We start from the raw sequence: 14,008 nt of genomic DNA on the forward strand, positions 1-14,008 counted from the left end.
GAAAGCTTCCTCCTATCGTCGAATCATTCATTCCATCGCTTTATAGATCGCGGTAATGACGCTTCCATAACTGCCTGTTGGAAATTGATCGCCCTCAAACCCATTTGGATTTTCCTCTGGATCAGCAACTGGTGAATGCTTTTTGTTTGTTAACAATGCGATGCCTAAATTGTAAGTAGGATCAATGATTGTAACTGTCCCTGTCCATCCGGTATGTCCATAAGCATGTTCGCTGGCGTAAGGGCCAAACATCCATTCCATGCTTTTATTTCCGTTTCGCCGCCAGCCAAGAGCGTATGTTGGATCTGTTGCTGAAGAGGCTGTAAACAGGTCGGCTGTGTACTGATCAAATAAAGAAACGTTTCGGTATGATCCTTTGTTTAACATGACCTGTAGCAGAATAGCCATATCATCAGCATTTGAGAACAATCCAGCATGGCCGGACACGCCTCCCATTGAGTAAAACGCTTTTTCGTCGTGCACTTCTCCTTGCAGCGTGTTTGTGCGGATGTTAGGGAAATGAATAACGCCGTCCCGCGTGTTGCCCATACGTTCAGTCGCTGCGAACTGCTTCGGTTTGAAGCCTTTTTGCAACGGATTGTATAAGGTATGTTTGAGTCCCAACGGTCTGTAAAGTTCTTGCTCAGCGTAGACATCAAGCGGTTTTCCGGTGAGCTTTTCGACAATACAGCCGAGGATCATGTATCCGATGTCACTGTATACGTGTTTTGTCCCTGTTTGATAATCGAGCGGAATTTTCGACAGATATTTAATTGTTTTGTCCCGCTCCTGAGAAAAGTACATACCGGCTTTTTCCGGCGTGTAAAAGTAAAAGCTTGCGGGGAGCCCTGATTGGTGCTGGAGAACATCAATGACACGAATCTTGTCTTTTCCTTTCATAAGGTCTCCTGGCTGATCTTTGAAATCAGGCAAATATGCAGAAACCATTTCATAGACGTCGAGCTTTCCTTGGCTGACTAAACGCTGCAATGCGAAATTAGTTGCGTACATTTTCGTATTTGAGGCTAAGTCAAACATCGTGCGGGTTCTCATTTTAACCGGACGGCGCAACAGCTCTGATTCTTCGTACTTTTTACTGTAGCCGTACGCTTCTTTTTTAATGATGCGGCCGTCCTTCACGATGACAAGAACAGCGCCAGGAAATCCTGCTTCAACATCGCGTTCTATCATCCGATCAACCTTCCTTAGTTTCTTCGACGAGAATTGTGCAATTTCTGTATTGATGGTTTTCGGCTCAATCTGGTTATCTGCTGTTTGCGCGAAGGTTTCGTTGGGCGCCAGTATAGATAGAATGAATATGGCACTGAATAAGGAAAGTGTCTTTGTTTTCATAGGTTTGCTCCTTTCCTTGCGTTTATCCTGTTTACTATCCCTAAAACAGAAACCATTTAATCGAACTGAGAAGCCATTTCATCTTTATAGCCAAACGCGTACGTTAATAAAAAGCCGGCCGCGTAGGAAATAAAGAGTCCGATGATATACAGAATGATTTGCGAAGATAGGACGAGAAAGGAAAGCGGCAGTCCGGAGACACCAATCGCAATGGTAGCTATCTGAAAATAAGCTTGAAAGGCGCCGCCGATTCCGGCTCCTAAGCAGGCTGTTAGAAACGGGCGTCCAAGTGGCAGCGTGACCCCGAAGATCAGCGGTTCACCAATGCCGAGCAGCCCCGAAGGCAGTCCTCCGGCGATCGCTTTTCTCAATGTTGTTTTTTTCGTTTTGATAAAGATGGCAAAGGCCGCGCCTACCTGTCCCGCCCCTCCCATAGCCAAAATAGGGAGCAGAGGATCATTTCCGATTGAATGGATCAGTTCCATGTGCACAGGCGTCAAGCCTTGATGCAGTCCGGTCACGACGAGGGGAAGAAAGGCAGCGCCCAGAATAAAGCCTGCAGCGATGCCGCCGATATTCAAGATGGACAGAAGGCCGTCTGTAATAGCATCAGAAATGAAGCCGCCTAAAGGCATAAATACGACATACGTTACGATTCCGGTGATTAACAGTGAAACGGTTGGGGTGACAATGATATCAAGTGATTGAGGAATAAAACGGCGGATACTTTGTTCAGTGTAAGCAATGAATATGGCTGCGAAAAGAACTCCGATCAGACCTCCCCTGCCCGGAAGAAGCTGTTCTCCGAATAAACTGATCTTTGCGATCTCCGGATTCATAATCAAGATCCCTGCCAGAGCTCCAAGAGCGGGTGTCCCGCCAAATTCTTTCGATGCGTTAATGCCGACAAGAATGCCGAGATAAGTGAACAACCCTGAGCCGATGACTGTCAGGATAACAGCGACTTGTGATTCTGCAGAGAGCCAGCCAGCTTGAATGATTGCCTTGGTAATCCCGGTGATTAAACCGGAAGCGACGAGTGCGGGAATAAGAGGGATGAAGATGCTGGCCATTTTACGTAAGAAACGTTTAAAAGGAGTGGCGTTTTTTCGGTTTATGTCGGCTTTCTTTTTGGCTGCTGCATCTTTGACGTCGATACCTTCTTCAGCTGACACGAGCTTCGAGAAAGCGGCTGAGACATGATTGACGACTCCGGTTCCGAGAATGATTTGTAAGGTTTCAGCTTCAACGACACCCAATACGCCGTCAAGCTTTCTTAAAGCATGGGCATCTGCTTTGCTTTTGTCGTAAGGCGTAATCCGGAGACGCGTCATGCAATGCGTATACGAGGAAATATTGCCCCTTCCTCCGCATAGCTCAAGGATTTTCTTTGCGAGATGATGATAGTTCTTTTCTTTGCTCATCAAAACCCTCCTCTTCTAGCTGCCTTATTTTTTTCTCAAAGATTGTATGGCTGCTCTTGTTTTATCGATATAGCCGGTTGTTTCTTCGTACCGCTCAGCCGCCATGCCTAAAAACAAAACATCCATCATAAAAAGCTGGGCGAGGCGGGAGGAAGTGGCTGCACTTCGAATCAGGGCTTCGTTGGAATATGCTGTGTGCAATGGGACGTCAGCCAGCGCGGAGACGGATGTCTGACTGAATTGTGTGAGGCTGATCGTTTTGATGCCTTGTTTCTTAGCCATCGTGAGCGATTCAATGATTTCCTGCGTCTCTCCTGAAAACGAAATGGCGAATGCGATATCATCCTTATCTGCATTTGCGATTAATGATGCCACAAGGTGAGTGTCTGTGAACGCGGTTGCTTGTTTATGAATCCGAAGCCACTTTTGCTGGGCGTCCTTGGCGACAATGCCGGAAGCCCCGAGGCCGATAAAATGCACGGTATGAGCTTTGAGAAGCAGAGACACCGCTTGTTCCAGCTTTTTGTAGTCCATCAGGCCTGAAGTATCCTGAATGGCCTGAATGGCATTGCCGGCCGCTTTTTCAGAAATGGAGGACAGCGGTTCGTGGGGCGAAATGTCCCGGTAGCCTTGTGTAGCAGGCTTTGCCAGATCGCCTGCCACTCTCATTTTTAAATCTTGAAAGCCCTTTAGTCCGAGTGATTTGCAGAGCCTGATGACGGCAGCGTCACTTGAATTGGCTAAGACGCTAATTTCGCTGACAGTGCTTTCGATTGCTTTGTGGGGATGAGTTAGGATGTAATCTGCAAGTTTACGCTCCGATGGAGGGAGCTTGTGCTTCATTGATTGGATGATCGCTATACCGCCTGTTGCCATGCTCGTTCTCTCCTTATCCTGAATGGTGATTTTCGATAGCTTTGTCTATAAAACCATTTGCTTCATCAAGCAATGTTTTAGCTTGCTCCTGATCGGTGCTTGTTTTGAGCATGACGATTGCCGTTTTGACGTGATGATCGGCTTGTTCCAGAGTTTGTCTGGCTGTGTCGTATGAAGCGTTTGTAAAGCTTTGGATGATATTGATGGCGCGTTCTTTTAGTTTTTTGTTGCTGACGTTGACGTCTACCATCAAGTTTTCGTAAACCTTGCCGATTTTGACCATGACAGCGGTGGATATCATGTTTAGAATCATTTTATGAGCAGATGCGGCTTTCATACGTGTTGATCCGGTTATAGCCTCAGGTCCGACGACAACCTCAATGCTGTGATCAGCTTCCTTGCTGATGGCGGAATTTTCATTACTGGTAAGGGCGATGGTGTGTGCTCCGACTTTACGGGCGTATGTGAGGGCGCCTGCGGCGTAAGGTGTGCGGCCGCTTGCTGCGATGGCAATGACGGTATCGTTTGATGTAAGCTGTATGTTTTTTAAATCTTCGGCTCCTGCTTCTTCACTGTCTTCAATACCCTCTGCTGCCTGCAAAAATGCTTTGGGGCCTCCAGCCATAATTCCAATGACCTGATCTGAGCTTACGCTAAAGGTGGGAGGACATTCAACAGCATCCATGACACCGAGTCTGCCGCTTGTGCCGGCGCCTGTGTATATGAGCCGGCCCCCATTTTGAAACGAGTCGCAGGCGCAGTCTACAGCTGTTTTGATTTTAGGGAGAACCTGCTGAACGGCGGCTGCGACTTTCAAATCTTCGTTGTTGATCATTTTGAGGATGCCGAGTGTGTTTGCTTTATGGATGTCAGCTGTTTGGCTATTGCGTGATTCCGTTGTGAGACGGTGAAGGTTTAATGGTTCTGACATGAGGATGCCCCCTGTTTCAATATAATGTATCTCAATATTCAGTATATTCATTTCTGTCATTGTATTTCAACTCTGTTTTTTATTTTTGAAATTTTATTTCATCTGAGACTATAAGAAATAATGAAGAATCAGCTGTTCTCCTAGCGGCCCGATTCTTCTCCGTCCTTTATCCAGGAATCCGCTTTTCATGTAAAGTTGTTTTGCGCGTGTGTTTAGGTAATTGACGGCCAAAATGATTTCATCACACCATGGAAAATAACCGCTCACAAACGAGGGTAGCTGAAGCATTGCTTTTTTTGCATAGCCTTTTCCATGATGTGCAGCGTTTACAGACAGGGAACTGAGCAGTAAAGCAAATGGATTGTTAGTATAGGGAGCAAGTGTTTCTTTTGATGTATATAGAATGAAAAAGCCGACCGGCAGATCGTTTTTTAGAATGACAACCGGATATCGGTCTTTTACGCCTAAGGTCTGAGTCAGCACCTCATTGGGAAGAGAGGTAAAGCGTTTGTCATCGTTGTTTAACGTGAATGATTGAAGTTCCTGCAAATGTTCAGGTTTATAGAATGATAAAGATATGTCTAGAGTCATGTAGCGGCCTCCTTACAATATGTCGTCTAGCTGATTTTCTGAAATGACGCGGTAGCCTGCTTGTATTAATAGTGCGGCGGTCACTCCCCTGCCGGCGATTTTTCTGCTAGAGAATGTGCCATTATAAATAAAATTGCTTCCGCATGACGGACTGTTTTCTTTTAATATGACGGCAGAAGCATTGATTTCTGTTGCGTAAGCTAATGTTTTAGCGGCGCCTTTCATATATAATTCTGTTACATCTTCTCCTGAAGCCGTCATGATTTTCGCGGTTCCATTGAGTACATCCTCGCCAGTGCCTCCGATGATTTCTGCAGGCTCACGGGGCGTGCAGAAGCCGCCGAGAAGCTCAGGGCAAGCCATGACTGCTTTCTTTTCATCGACTAGTTTTCTGATTTTCTCTGATGCGGCGTGAGAGCCGTTGTATCGGCATTCAATGCCGCCAAGACAAGAACTGACTAGAATCATTTTGGTTACTCCTCCCTCGGATTCGCTTATTTCTATCATAAAATAAATGACTAATGTTGGTAGGCTTTTTCACTTAAAAAAGGGGTTAAAAAGTTTGAAAATAAAAAATTCAATTTTTCTCTTTACAAATGGGGGTCAACCTGTATATAATAACTTTTGTCAGCTCGACGAGAACACAAACGGCCCGTTGGTCAAGCGGTTAAGACACCGCCCTTTCACGGCGGTAACACGGGTTCGAATCCCGTACGGGTCACCATTTGGAGGATTAGCTCAGCTGGGAGAGCATCTGCCTTACAAGCAGAGGGTCGGCGGTTCGAGCCCGTCATCCTCCACCATCTTGCCGGTGTAGCTCAATTGGTAGAGCAACTGACTTGTAATCAGTAGGTTGGGGGTTCAAGTCCTCTTGCCGGCACTGTTTTTTCAAAATTTTATGTGGAGGGGTAGCGAAGTGGCTAAACGCGGCGGACTGTAAATCCGCTCCCTCAGGGTTCGGCAGTTCGAATCTGCCCCCCTCCACCATTATTGGGCTATAGCCAAGCGGTAAGGCAACGGACTTTGACTCCGTCATGCGTTGGTTCGAATCCAGCTAGCCCAGTCACAGACACCTTTGACCAAAAGGTGTCTTTTTTCTTTTGTGATGATTATTCCAACTTCTAACTGTTCAGTCTGTATAATAATTTTAATCATATGTTAAGGTAGTTTATTGGCGAATTACCATCTACACCCTGCCAAAAATTTGTTAAACTTATTTTATAAAAAATTGAAACCTTTTCAAACGAAGCTCGTATACATACAGACCGGTGAAGGCAGAGGTTAGATAAATATGGAAATGATGATTAAAAAGAGAATTAAGCAAGTCAAAAAAGGCGACCAAAATGCATTTGCGGACATCGTTGATATTTACAAGGATAAAATTTATCAGCTTTGCTACCGTATGCTCGGCAATGTGCATGAGGCGGAGGATATTGCACAGGAGGCTTTCATCAGGGCGTACGTTAATATCGACAGTTTTGATACAAACCGGAAATTTTCAACTTGGCTTTATCGAATTGCGACCAATTTGACGATTGACCGCATTCGCAAAAAGAAGCCGGATTATTACCTCGATGCAGAGGTGGCTGGTACGGAAGGCTTGACCATGTATTCACAAATCGCCGCAGACGGAGTTTTGCCAGAAGATGCAATAGTGTCGCTGGAGCTATCAAACACGATTCAACAGAAAATTTTAAAGCTTCCTGACAAATACAGAACAGTAATCGTATTAAAGTATATTGACGAACTCTCATTAATTGAAATCGGCGAGATTCTGAACATTCCTGTGGGGACTGTGAAAACGCGGATTCACAGAGGGAGAGAGGCTCTTCGAAAACAATTAAGGGATCTTTAAGTGGGGTGATGAAATGAGCTGTCCTGAACAAATTGTGCAGCTTATGCATATGCATCTTGATGGAGATATCCTTCCGAAAGATGAACACGTATTAAATGAACATCTTGAGACATGCGAGAAATGCAGAAAGCATTTTTATGAGATGGAAAAATCTATAGCGCTCGTGCGGAGCACATCGCATGTCGAAGCCCCTGCGGATTTTACCGCTAATGTCATGGCGAAATTGCCTAAGGAGAAGAAAAGAGCTTCTGTGAAAAGATGGTTCAGAACCCATCCTGTTATCGCAGCTGCTGCGGTATTCATCATTTTGATGGGCGGGGGGTTTTTAAACAGCTGGCATAATGACCACAACTTCAGCGTGTCCAAGCAGCCGAATCTTGTGGTGCAGAATCATACTGTAATCGTGCCTGAAGGTGAGACGGTTAAAGGTGATGTGACTGTCAAAAACGGCAAGCTCATTATTAAAGGCAAAATAGACGGGGATGTAACCGTTGTAAATGGCGAAAAGTATATGGCCTCTGCTGGACAAGTCACCGGTCAGATTGATGAAATCAACCAATTATTCGACTGGACATGGTACAAATTGAAGTCCACGGGGAAAAGTGTACTCAATGCATTAAAACCGAATGACAAAGAGTAAAGCGTGTCGCCGCTTTGCTCTTTTTTTACGGGCTGAAAGAGCTGGCGCATTTCACTTGCCAAATCGAAATGTGGTATAATGGGCTCGCTATGTTAAGTACATATGCGCAACACGTTAAACACAAAATACGAAATGACTGAAATCTTGGAGGACGAGGAAATGGCTTTTGAGGATATCCCTTTTTTGCAGTACCTCGGCAATGCCGTTGATATTCTCCTTGTTTGGTATGTGATATATAAGCTTATTATGGTCATACGCGGCACGAAAGCGGTTCAGCTGTTAAAAGGAATTGTCGTGATCGTGCTTGTTCGTATGGCAAGCCAATATTTGGGCCTCGGTACGCTTCAATGGCTGATGGACCAAGCGATAACATGGGGATTTTTAGCAATTATTATTATTTTTCAGCCTGAGCTGAGAAGAGCGCTTGAGCAGCTTGGCCGCGGCCGCTTTTTCTCAAGGAGCGGCACGCCTGTGGAGGAAGCCCAACAGAAAACGATTGAGGCCATCACAAAGGCGATCAATTATATGGCGAAACGACGTATAGGAGCCCTGCTGACCATTGAGCGGGACACTGGAATGGGCGATTATATAGAGACTGGCATCCCGTTGAATGCCAAAGTCAGCTCCGAGCTGCTGATCAATATTTTTATTCCGAACACTCCGCTGCATGACGGTGCGGTGATTATGAAGAATAATGAAATTGCCGCTGCCGCCTGTTATCTGCCGCTTTCTGAAAGCCCGTTTATTTCAAAAGAACTGGGCACGCGGCATAGAGCGGCTGTCGGCATCAGTGAAGTGACAGACAGTTTGACGATTATTGTGTCGGAAGAGACCGGCGGCGTCAGTGTGGCAAAGAACGGCGACCTTCACAGAGAACTGACTGAAGAAGCGCTGAAAGAAATGCTTGAAGCCGAGTTTAAGAAAAACACCAGAGACACTTCTTCTAACCGCTGGTATTGGAGGGGCAAGAAAAATGGATAAATTCTTAAACAACCGCTGGGCTGTAAAAATCATTGCTCTGCTTTTCGCGCTCTTGCTTTATGTGGCGGTTAACAGCAATCAAGCACCGACTCCGAAAAAACCAGGTGAATCTTTTTTTCCGACATCAACGATTGATGAGGCAACACTGACCGACATTCCGGTTAAAGCGTATTACGATGATGAAAACTACGTCGTGACAGGTGTTCCGCAAACAGTGAATGTCACAATAAAAGGTTCGACAAGCGCCGTGAAAAAGGCCAGACAGACAAAGAACTTTGAAATATATGCCGACATGGAGGACTTGAAAACCGGCACACATAAGGTCGAGCTTAGGGCCAAAAACGTGTCGGATGGACTCACAATCTCGATTAATCCATCGGTTACGACGGTTACAATTCAAGAACGAACGACCAAAAGCTTTCCTGTAGAAGTGGAGTATTATAATAAAAGCAAGATGAAAAAAGGCTATTCTCCGGAGCAACCGATTGTCAGCCCGAAAAATGTGCAGATCACCGGATCTAAAGATGTGATTGATCATATTTCTCTTGTGAAAGCTTCGGTGAATCTGGAAAAAGCAGATGAAACGATCGAAAAGGAAGCGAAAGTGACTGTCTATGATAAAGACGGAAACGCGCTTCCTGTGGACGTGGAGCCCTCGGTCATCAAGATTACCGTTCCGGTGACAAGCCCAAGTAAAAAAGTGCCCTTTAAAATTGAACGGACAGGAAGCCTTCCTGACGGTGTCAGCATAGCGAATATTGAATCCAGCCCCAGTGAGGTAACGGTTTACGGCTCGCAGGATGTGTTGGATTCTCTTGAATTTATTGACGGCGTCAGCTTAGATTTAAGCAAAATCAACAAGGATTCAGATATCGAGGCAGATATTCCGCTTCCCGACGGCGTCAAAAAAATCTCGCCGTCAAAGGTGACGTTGCATATAGAGGTTGATAGTGAAGCGGATCAGAATTTTGAAAATGTCCCTATTAAGACTGTAGGGCTGAACAGCTCGCAAACCATTGAATTTCTTGATCCTGAATCGCAAGCCATAGACGTGACGGCTAAAGGTTCTCCCGGCAATATAAAAAAGCTGAAAAAATCAGATATAGAATTGTATGTGAATGTTTCAGATTTAGATGACGGGGAGCATAGCGTGAAGCTTGAAGTAAACGGGCCTCAGAATGTAACCTGGTCCTTGGGGCAAAAAAGCGCCAAAATCAAGCTGACGTCTAAAAAAAGCAATACATCAACTCATGACAACAGCAATACATCAGGGAACCAGGATGGCACAGATAAACAAACGAATGATCAAAATCAGCAAGAAGATACAACGAACAGTAATAAAAACAGCAATGATCAAAAACAAGACGTAAATAAAGACCAAAACCAAGATCAGGATGAGGACGAATCCGCTGCGGATTCACAATCTTCATCAGAATAAAAAAGGAGCGATTATAAAATGGGCAAGTATTTTGGAACAGATGGTGTAAGAGGTGTCGCCAATAGTGAGCTTACACCTGAGCTGGCCTTTAAAGTCGGGCGTTTCGGCGGGTATGTGCTGACAAAAGATAAACAACGTCCAAAAGTACTGATAGGCCGCGATACACGGATCTCCGGCCATATGCTGGAGGGGGCCCTTGTCGCCGGACTTTTATCTATTGGCGCAGAAGTCATGCGTCTGGGTGTCATTTCTACACCTGGTGTATCCTATTTAACAAAAGCGATGGATGCAGAGGCAGGCGTCATGATTTCTGCTTCTCATAACCCAGTACAGGATAATGGCATCAAGTTCTTTGGGGGAGACGGATTTAAGCTTTCTGATGAACAGGAGGCTGAAATTGAAGGCCTGATGGACGAACCGGAGGATAAGCTGCCAAGACCGGTTGGAGCTGATCTAGGGCTTGTAAATGACTATTTTGAAGGCGGCCAAAAATATCTGCAATTCTTAAAACAGACAGCTGATGAAGATTTCACAGGCATTCATGTGGCGCTTGACTGTGCCCATGGCGCAACATCGTCCTTGGCGACACACCTGTTTGCGGATTTAGATGCAGATGTTTCAACTATGGGAACATCTCCGAACGGATTAAATATTAATGACGGCGTCGGATCGACACATCCAGAAGCGCTCAGCGCGTTTGTCAAAGAGAAAAACGCCGATCTTGGTCTTGCATTTGACGGTGATGGTGACCGACTGATCGCTGTCGATGAAAAAGGAAATATCGTTGACGGCGACCAAATCATGTACATATGCTCAAAATACTTGAAATCAGAGGGCCGTTTAAAGGATGATACAGTCGTTTCAACTGTGATGAGCAACCTTGGTTTTTATAAGGCGCTTGAACAAGAAGGCATCAAAAGCGTACAGACAGCTGTCGGTGACCGCTATGTAGTGGAAGCGATGAAAAATGACGGCTATAATGTCGGCGGAGAGCAGTCAGGACATCTGATTTTCCTTGATTACAACACGACAGGGGACGGATTATTGTCAGCTATTATGCTGATGAACACATTGAAGGCGACAGGCAAGCCGCTGTCAGAGCTTGCGGCTGAAATGCAGAAGTTCCCGCAGCTGTTAGTCAATGTAAGAGTAACTGATAAATATAAAGTCGAAGAAAACGATAAAGTAAAAGCTGTTATTTCTGAAGTTGAAAAAGAAATGAATGGAGACGGCCGGATTTTGGTGCGCCCTTCAGGCACTGAACCGCTCGTGCGCGTTATGGCTGAAGCGAAGACGAAGGAGCTGTGCGATGAGTATGTGAATCGCATTGCTGAAGTTGTGCGGTCAGAAATGGGATTGGAGTAACGAAGTCTATCATCAGAGAGCGAACAAGACAAGCGAGGTTTACATATGATAATTGTGAGACATGTGGGAAAGTTGTTTAAAAAACAATTGACCGTTCATGGCACATGCTGTAAAATCAAGCTTGTCTTGTTTTTATTTTCTCTGAGGAAGAAAAGACGGGATAATTGCTTCACTTATAATGATAGCGCCCGGACTAAGCGCCCGAAAAAAGGCTTAGTTGACGAGGATGGAGGTTATCGAATTTTCGGCGGATGCCTCCCGGCTGACTATGCAGATCACAGCCGTAAGGATTTCTTCAAACCAAGGGGGTGACTCCTTGAACAAAGAGAAATTACATGATCTTCCAAAAACATGTAGGAGGGGACGATTGAAAGTCCCCTTGAAATTTGACTTTCTTCGTCTCCTTTTACAATCTTAGGAGGAAGAAAAATATGTGTGGAATCGTAGGTTATATCGGTCAGCTTGATGCGAAGGAAATTTTGTTGAAAGGGTTAGAAAAGCTTGAGTACCGCGGATATGACTCTGCGGGTATCGCTGTTGCCAACGAACAGGGAGTCCATGTGTTCAAAGAAAAAGGACGCATTGCTGATCTTCGTGAAGTTGTGGATGCCAATGCAGAAGCGAAAGCTGGAATTGGCCATACTCGCTGGGCAACGCACGGCGAACCAAGCTATCTGAACGCTCACCCGCATCAAAGCGCACTGGGCCGCTTTACACTTGTTCATAACGGCGTGATCGAGAACTATGTTCAGCTGAAACAAGAGTATTTGCAAGATGTTGAGCTCAAAAGTGACACCGATACAGAGGTAGTTGTTCAAGTAATCGAGCAATTTGTAAACGGAGGACTTGAAACAGAAGAAGCGTTCCGCAAAACACTTACACTGTTAAAAGGCTCTTATGCAATTGCTTTATTCGACAACGAAAACAGAGAAACGATTTTTGTAGCGAAAAACAAAAGCCCTCTATTAGTCGGTCTTGGAGATACATTCAACGTTGTAGCATCTGATGCGATGGCGATGCTTCAAGTAACCAATGAATACGTAGAGCTGATGGATAAAGAAATGGTCATCGTCACTGATGATCAAGTTGTCATCAAGAATCTTGATGGTGACGTCATTACACGTGCTTCTTATATCGCTGAGCTGGATGCCAGTGATATCGAAAAAGGCACGTACCCTCACTACATGTTGAAAGAAACGGATGAGCAGCCTGTTGTCATGCGCAAAATCATCCAAACGTACCAAGATGAAAACGGCAAACTGTCAGTGCCTGGCGATATCGCTGCCGCGGTAGCGGAAGCGGACCGCATCTATATCATTGGCTGCGGAACAAGCTACCATGCAGGACTTGTCGGTAAACAATATATTGAAATGTGGGCAAACGTGCCGGTTGAAGTGCATGTAGCGAGTGAATTCTCTTACAACATGCCGCTTCTGTCTAAGAAACCGCTCTTTATTTTCCTTTCTCAAAGCGGAGAAACAGCAGACAGCCGCGCGGTTCTTGTCCAAGTCAAAGCGCTCGGGCACAAAGCGCTGACAATCACAAACGTACCGGGATCAACGCTTTCTCGTGAAGCTGATTACACATTGCTGCTTCATGCGGGCCCTGAAATCGCTGTTGCGTCAACGAAAGCATACACTGCACAAATCGCAGTTCTTGCGGTTCTGGCATCTGTAGCTGCTGAGAAAAACGGCATTGATATCGGATTTGACCTCGTTCAAGAACTCGGTATCGCGGCGAATGCAATGGAAGCCCTTTGCGACCAGAAAGACGAAATGGAAATGATCGCCTGTGAATACCTGACTGTATCCAGAAACGCTTTCTTCATTGGACGCGGCCTTGACTACTTCGTATGTGTTGAAGGCTCACTGAAGCTGAAAGAGATTTCTTACATCCAGGCAGAAGGCTTTGCCGGCGGAGAGCTGAAGCACGGGACGATTGCCTTGATCGAGCAAGGTACACCAGTAATCGCACTGGCAACACAAGAGCACGTAAACCTAAGTATCCGCGGAAACGTCAAAGAAGTTGCCGCTCGCGGAGCAAACACATGCATCATCTCACTGAAAGGCCTAGACGATGCGGATGACAGATTCGTACTGCCGGAAGTAAACCCAGCGCTTGCTCCGTTGGTTTCTGTTGTTCCACTGCAGCTGATCGCTTACTATGCTGCACTGCATCGCGGCTGTGATGTTGATAAGCCTCGTAACCTTGCGAAGAGTGTTACTGTGGAGTAATAAATGTTTAACCCCTTTGGTTATAAGCCCAAAGGGGTTTTTTCTGCTAGAATGAACTGTTTTGAGCTTTTACTTAATTGTATAGCTACTTTTCCATTGCTAAAAAGATGGTTCCTTTGAAGAAAATTATATAACAATACGGAAAACGAAGAAGCTATGAATGTACAGTAAATGGTTCCGTTGGCATTTCTCCTCCCTCTCTGTAACTTTGTCGGAGTCTACATTCCCCTAAAGTAATTAAGGTCGACCTACCAAGTTTAAGCAAGATACAAACAATAAAAAAACAAAAACCGCTGCTATTTTAGACATTTTATCGATAC

Annotated in this window: 12 protein-coding genes and 5 tRNA genes; 11 read left to right on the forward strand and 6 right to left on the reverse strand. The window is 45.3% G+C overall.

What is annotated here, in order from left to right:
• Window positions 1-27: 27 nt before the first annotated feature.
• The 6 genes from pbp4b to M1D98_RS01110 all read right to left on the reverse strand — a co-directional run bounded on the left by pbp4b (window position 28) and on the right by M1D98_RS01110 (window position 5,643).
• A complete protein-coding gene (gene pbp4b / locus M1D98_RS01085) occupies window positions 28-1,353 on the reverse strand; it encodes a penicillin binding protein PBP4B (protein WP_435576906.1) in 1,326 nt (441 codons plus the stop codon).
• Window positions 1,354-1,409: 56 nt separating this feature from the next.
• Entirely contained in the window at window positions 1,410-2,777 is a 1,368-nt protein-coding gene (locus M1D98_RS01090) for a PTS transporter subunit EIIC (RefSeq protein ID WP_456279909.1), read from the reverse strand.
• A gap of 24 nt (window positions 2,778-2,801) precedes the next feature.
• On the reverse strand, window positions 2,802-3,653 hold the full coding sequence (locus M1D98_RS01095) for a MurR/RpiR family transcriptional regulator (RefSeq protein ID WP_121641739.1): 852 nt from the start codon (window positions 3,651-3,653) through the stop codon (window positions 2,802-2,804).
• A gap of 13 nt (window positions 3,654-3,666) precedes the next feature.
• Window positions 3,667-4,584, reverse strand: a complete 918-nt coding sequence (murQ, locus tag M1D98_RS01100) for an N-acetylmuramic acid 6-phosphate etherase (protein WP_121641740.1) — start codon at window positions 4,582-4,584, stop codon at window positions 3,667-3,669.
• Between the two features lie 108 nt (window positions 4,585-4,692).
• Window positions 4,693-5,175 carry a GNAT family N-acetyltransferase gene (locus M1D98_RS01105; protein WP_121641741.1) on the reverse strand — a complete coding sequence of 161 codons (483 nt, stop codon included), beginning with the start codon at window positions 5,173-5,175 and terminating at the stop codon, window positions 4,693-4,695.
• A 12-nt stretch (window positions 5,176-5,187) separates the two neighbouring features.
• Window positions 5,188-5,643: a DUF523 domain-containing protein gene (locus tag M1D98_RS01110; RefSeq protein ID WP_121641742.1), complete on the reverse strand. Its 456-nt coding sequence runs from the start codon at window positions 5,641-5,643 to the stop codon at window positions 5,188-5,190.
• Between the two features lie 181 nt (window positions 5,644-5,824).
• Between M1D98_RS01110 and M1D98_RS01115 the strand changes: the two genes are divergently transcribed.
• The 11 genes from M1D98_RS01115 to glmS all read left to right on the forward strand — a co-directional run bounded on the left by M1D98_RS01115 (window position 5,825) and on the right by glmS (window position 13,688).
• Window positions 5,825-5,899: transfer RNA gene (locus M1D98_RS01115), tRNA-Glu, on the forward strand.
• A gap of 3 nt (window positions 5,900-5,902) precedes the next feature.
• A tRNA-Val gene (locus M1D98_RS01120) sits at window positions 5,903-5,978 on the forward strand.
• 4 nt (window positions 5,979-5,982) lie between these two features.
• A tRNA-Thr gene (locus M1D98_RS01125) sits at window positions 5,983-6,055 on the forward strand.
• Window positions 6,056-6,077: 22 nt separating this feature from the next.
• A tRNA-Tyr gene (locus M1D98_RS01130) sits at window positions 6,078-6,162 on the forward strand.
• A 4-nt stretch (window positions 6,163-6,166) separates the two neighbouring features.
• Window positions 6,167-6,238 (forward strand) — tRNA-Gln (locus tag M1D98_RS01135).
• Window positions 6,239-6,466: 228 nt separating this feature from the next.
• Complete coding sequence (gene sigW, locus M1D98_RS01140) at window positions 6,467-7,030, forward strand: RNA polymerase sigma factor SigW (RefSeq protein ID WP_010331476.1); 564 nt, start codon at window positions 6,467-6,469, stop codon at window positions 7,028-7,030.
• A 13-nt stretch (window positions 7,031-7,043) separates the two neighbouring features.
• Entirely contained in the window at window positions 7,044-7,670 is a 627-nt protein-coding gene (gene rsiW / locus M1D98_RS01145) for an anti-sigma-W factor RsiW (protein WP_121641743.1), read from the forward strand.
• 159 nt (window positions 7,671-7,829) lie between these two features.
• On the forward strand, window positions 7,830-8,651 hold the full coding sequence (gene cdaA, locus M1D98_RS01150; protein ID WP_010331474.1) for a diadenylate cyclase CdaA: 822 nt from the start codon (window positions 7,830-7,832) through the stop codon (window positions 8,649-8,651).
• Window positions 8,644-10,089 carry a CdaA regulatory protein CdaR gene (cdaR, locus tag M1D98_RS01155; RefSeq protein ID WP_456279910.1) on the forward strand — a complete coding sequence of 482 codons (1,446 nt, stop codon included), beginning with the start codon at window positions 8,644-8,646 and terminating at the stop codon, window positions 10,087-10,089. Before cdaA ends, cdaR begins: the two co-directional genes overlap by 8 nt.
• Window positions 10,090-10,107: 18 nt before the next feature.
• Window positions 10,108-11,454 (forward strand): phosphoglucosamine mutase, encoded by a 1,347-nt coding sequence (gene glmM, locus M1D98_RS01160; RefSeq protein ID WP_010331472.1) that lies wholly within the window; start codon window positions 10,108-10,110, stop codon window positions 11,452-11,454.
• 431 nt (window positions 11,455-11,885) lie between these two features.
• A complete protein-coding gene (glmS, locus tag M1D98_RS01165; protein ID WP_456279911.1) occupies window positions 11,886-13,688 on the forward strand; it encodes a glutamine--fructose-6-phosphate transaminase (isomerizing) in 1,803 nt (600 codons plus the stop codon).
• Window positions 13,689-14,008 lie beyond the last annotated feature (320 nt).

The organism is Bacillus sp. K7, from assembly GCF_053903245.1.

Excerpts from the sequence above, each read along its gene's own strand:
- rsiW (WP_121641743.1), top strand. The coding sequence starts at position 7,044 with ATGAGCTGTCCTGAACAAATTGTGCAGCTTATGCATATGCATCTTGAT.
- pbp4b (WP_435576906.1), bottom strand. The coding sequence starts at position 1,353 with ATGAAAACAAAGACACTTTCCTTATTCAGTGCCATATTCATTCTATCT.
- sigW (WP_010331476.1), top strand. The coding sequence starts at position 6,467 with ATGGAAATGATGATTAAAAAGAGAATTAAGCAAGTCAAAAAAGGCGAC.
- M1D98_RS01110 (WP_121641742.1), bottom strand. The coding sequence starts at position 5,643 with ATGATTCTAGTCAGTTCTTGTCTTGGCGGCATTGAATGCCGATACAAC.
- cdaA (WP_010331474.1), top strand. The coding sequence starts at position 7,830 with ATGGCTTTTGAGGATATCCCTTTTTTGCAGTACCTCGGCAATGCCGTT.
- murQ (WP_121641740.1), bottom strand. The coding sequence starts at position 4,584 with ATGTCAGAACCATTAAACCTTCACCGTCTCACAACGGAATCACGCAAT.
- glmS (WP_456279911.1), top strand. The coding sequence starts at position 11,886 with ATGTGTGGAATCGTAGGTTATATCGGTCAGCTTGATGCGAAGGAAATT.
- M1D98_RS01090 (WP_456279909.1), bottom strand. The coding sequence starts at position 2,777 with ATGAGCAAAGAAAAGAACTATCATCATCTCGCAAAGAAAATCCTTGAG.
- M1D98_RS01095 (WP_121641739.1), bottom strand. The coding sequence starts at position 3,653 with ATGGCAACAGGCGGTATAGCGATCATCCAATCAATGAAGCACAAGCTC.
- glmM (WP_010331472.1), top strand. The coding sequence starts at position 10,108 with ATGGGCAAGTATTTTGGAACAGATGGTGTAAGAGGTGTCGCCAATAGT.
- M1D98_RS01105 (WP_121641741.1), bottom strand. The coding sequence starts at position 5,175 with ATGACTCTAGACATATCTTTATCATTCTATAAACCTGAACATTTGCAG.
- cdaR (WP_456279910.1), top strand. The coding sequence starts at position 8,644 with ATGGATAAATTCTTAAACAACCGCTGGGCTGTAAAAATCATTGCTCTG.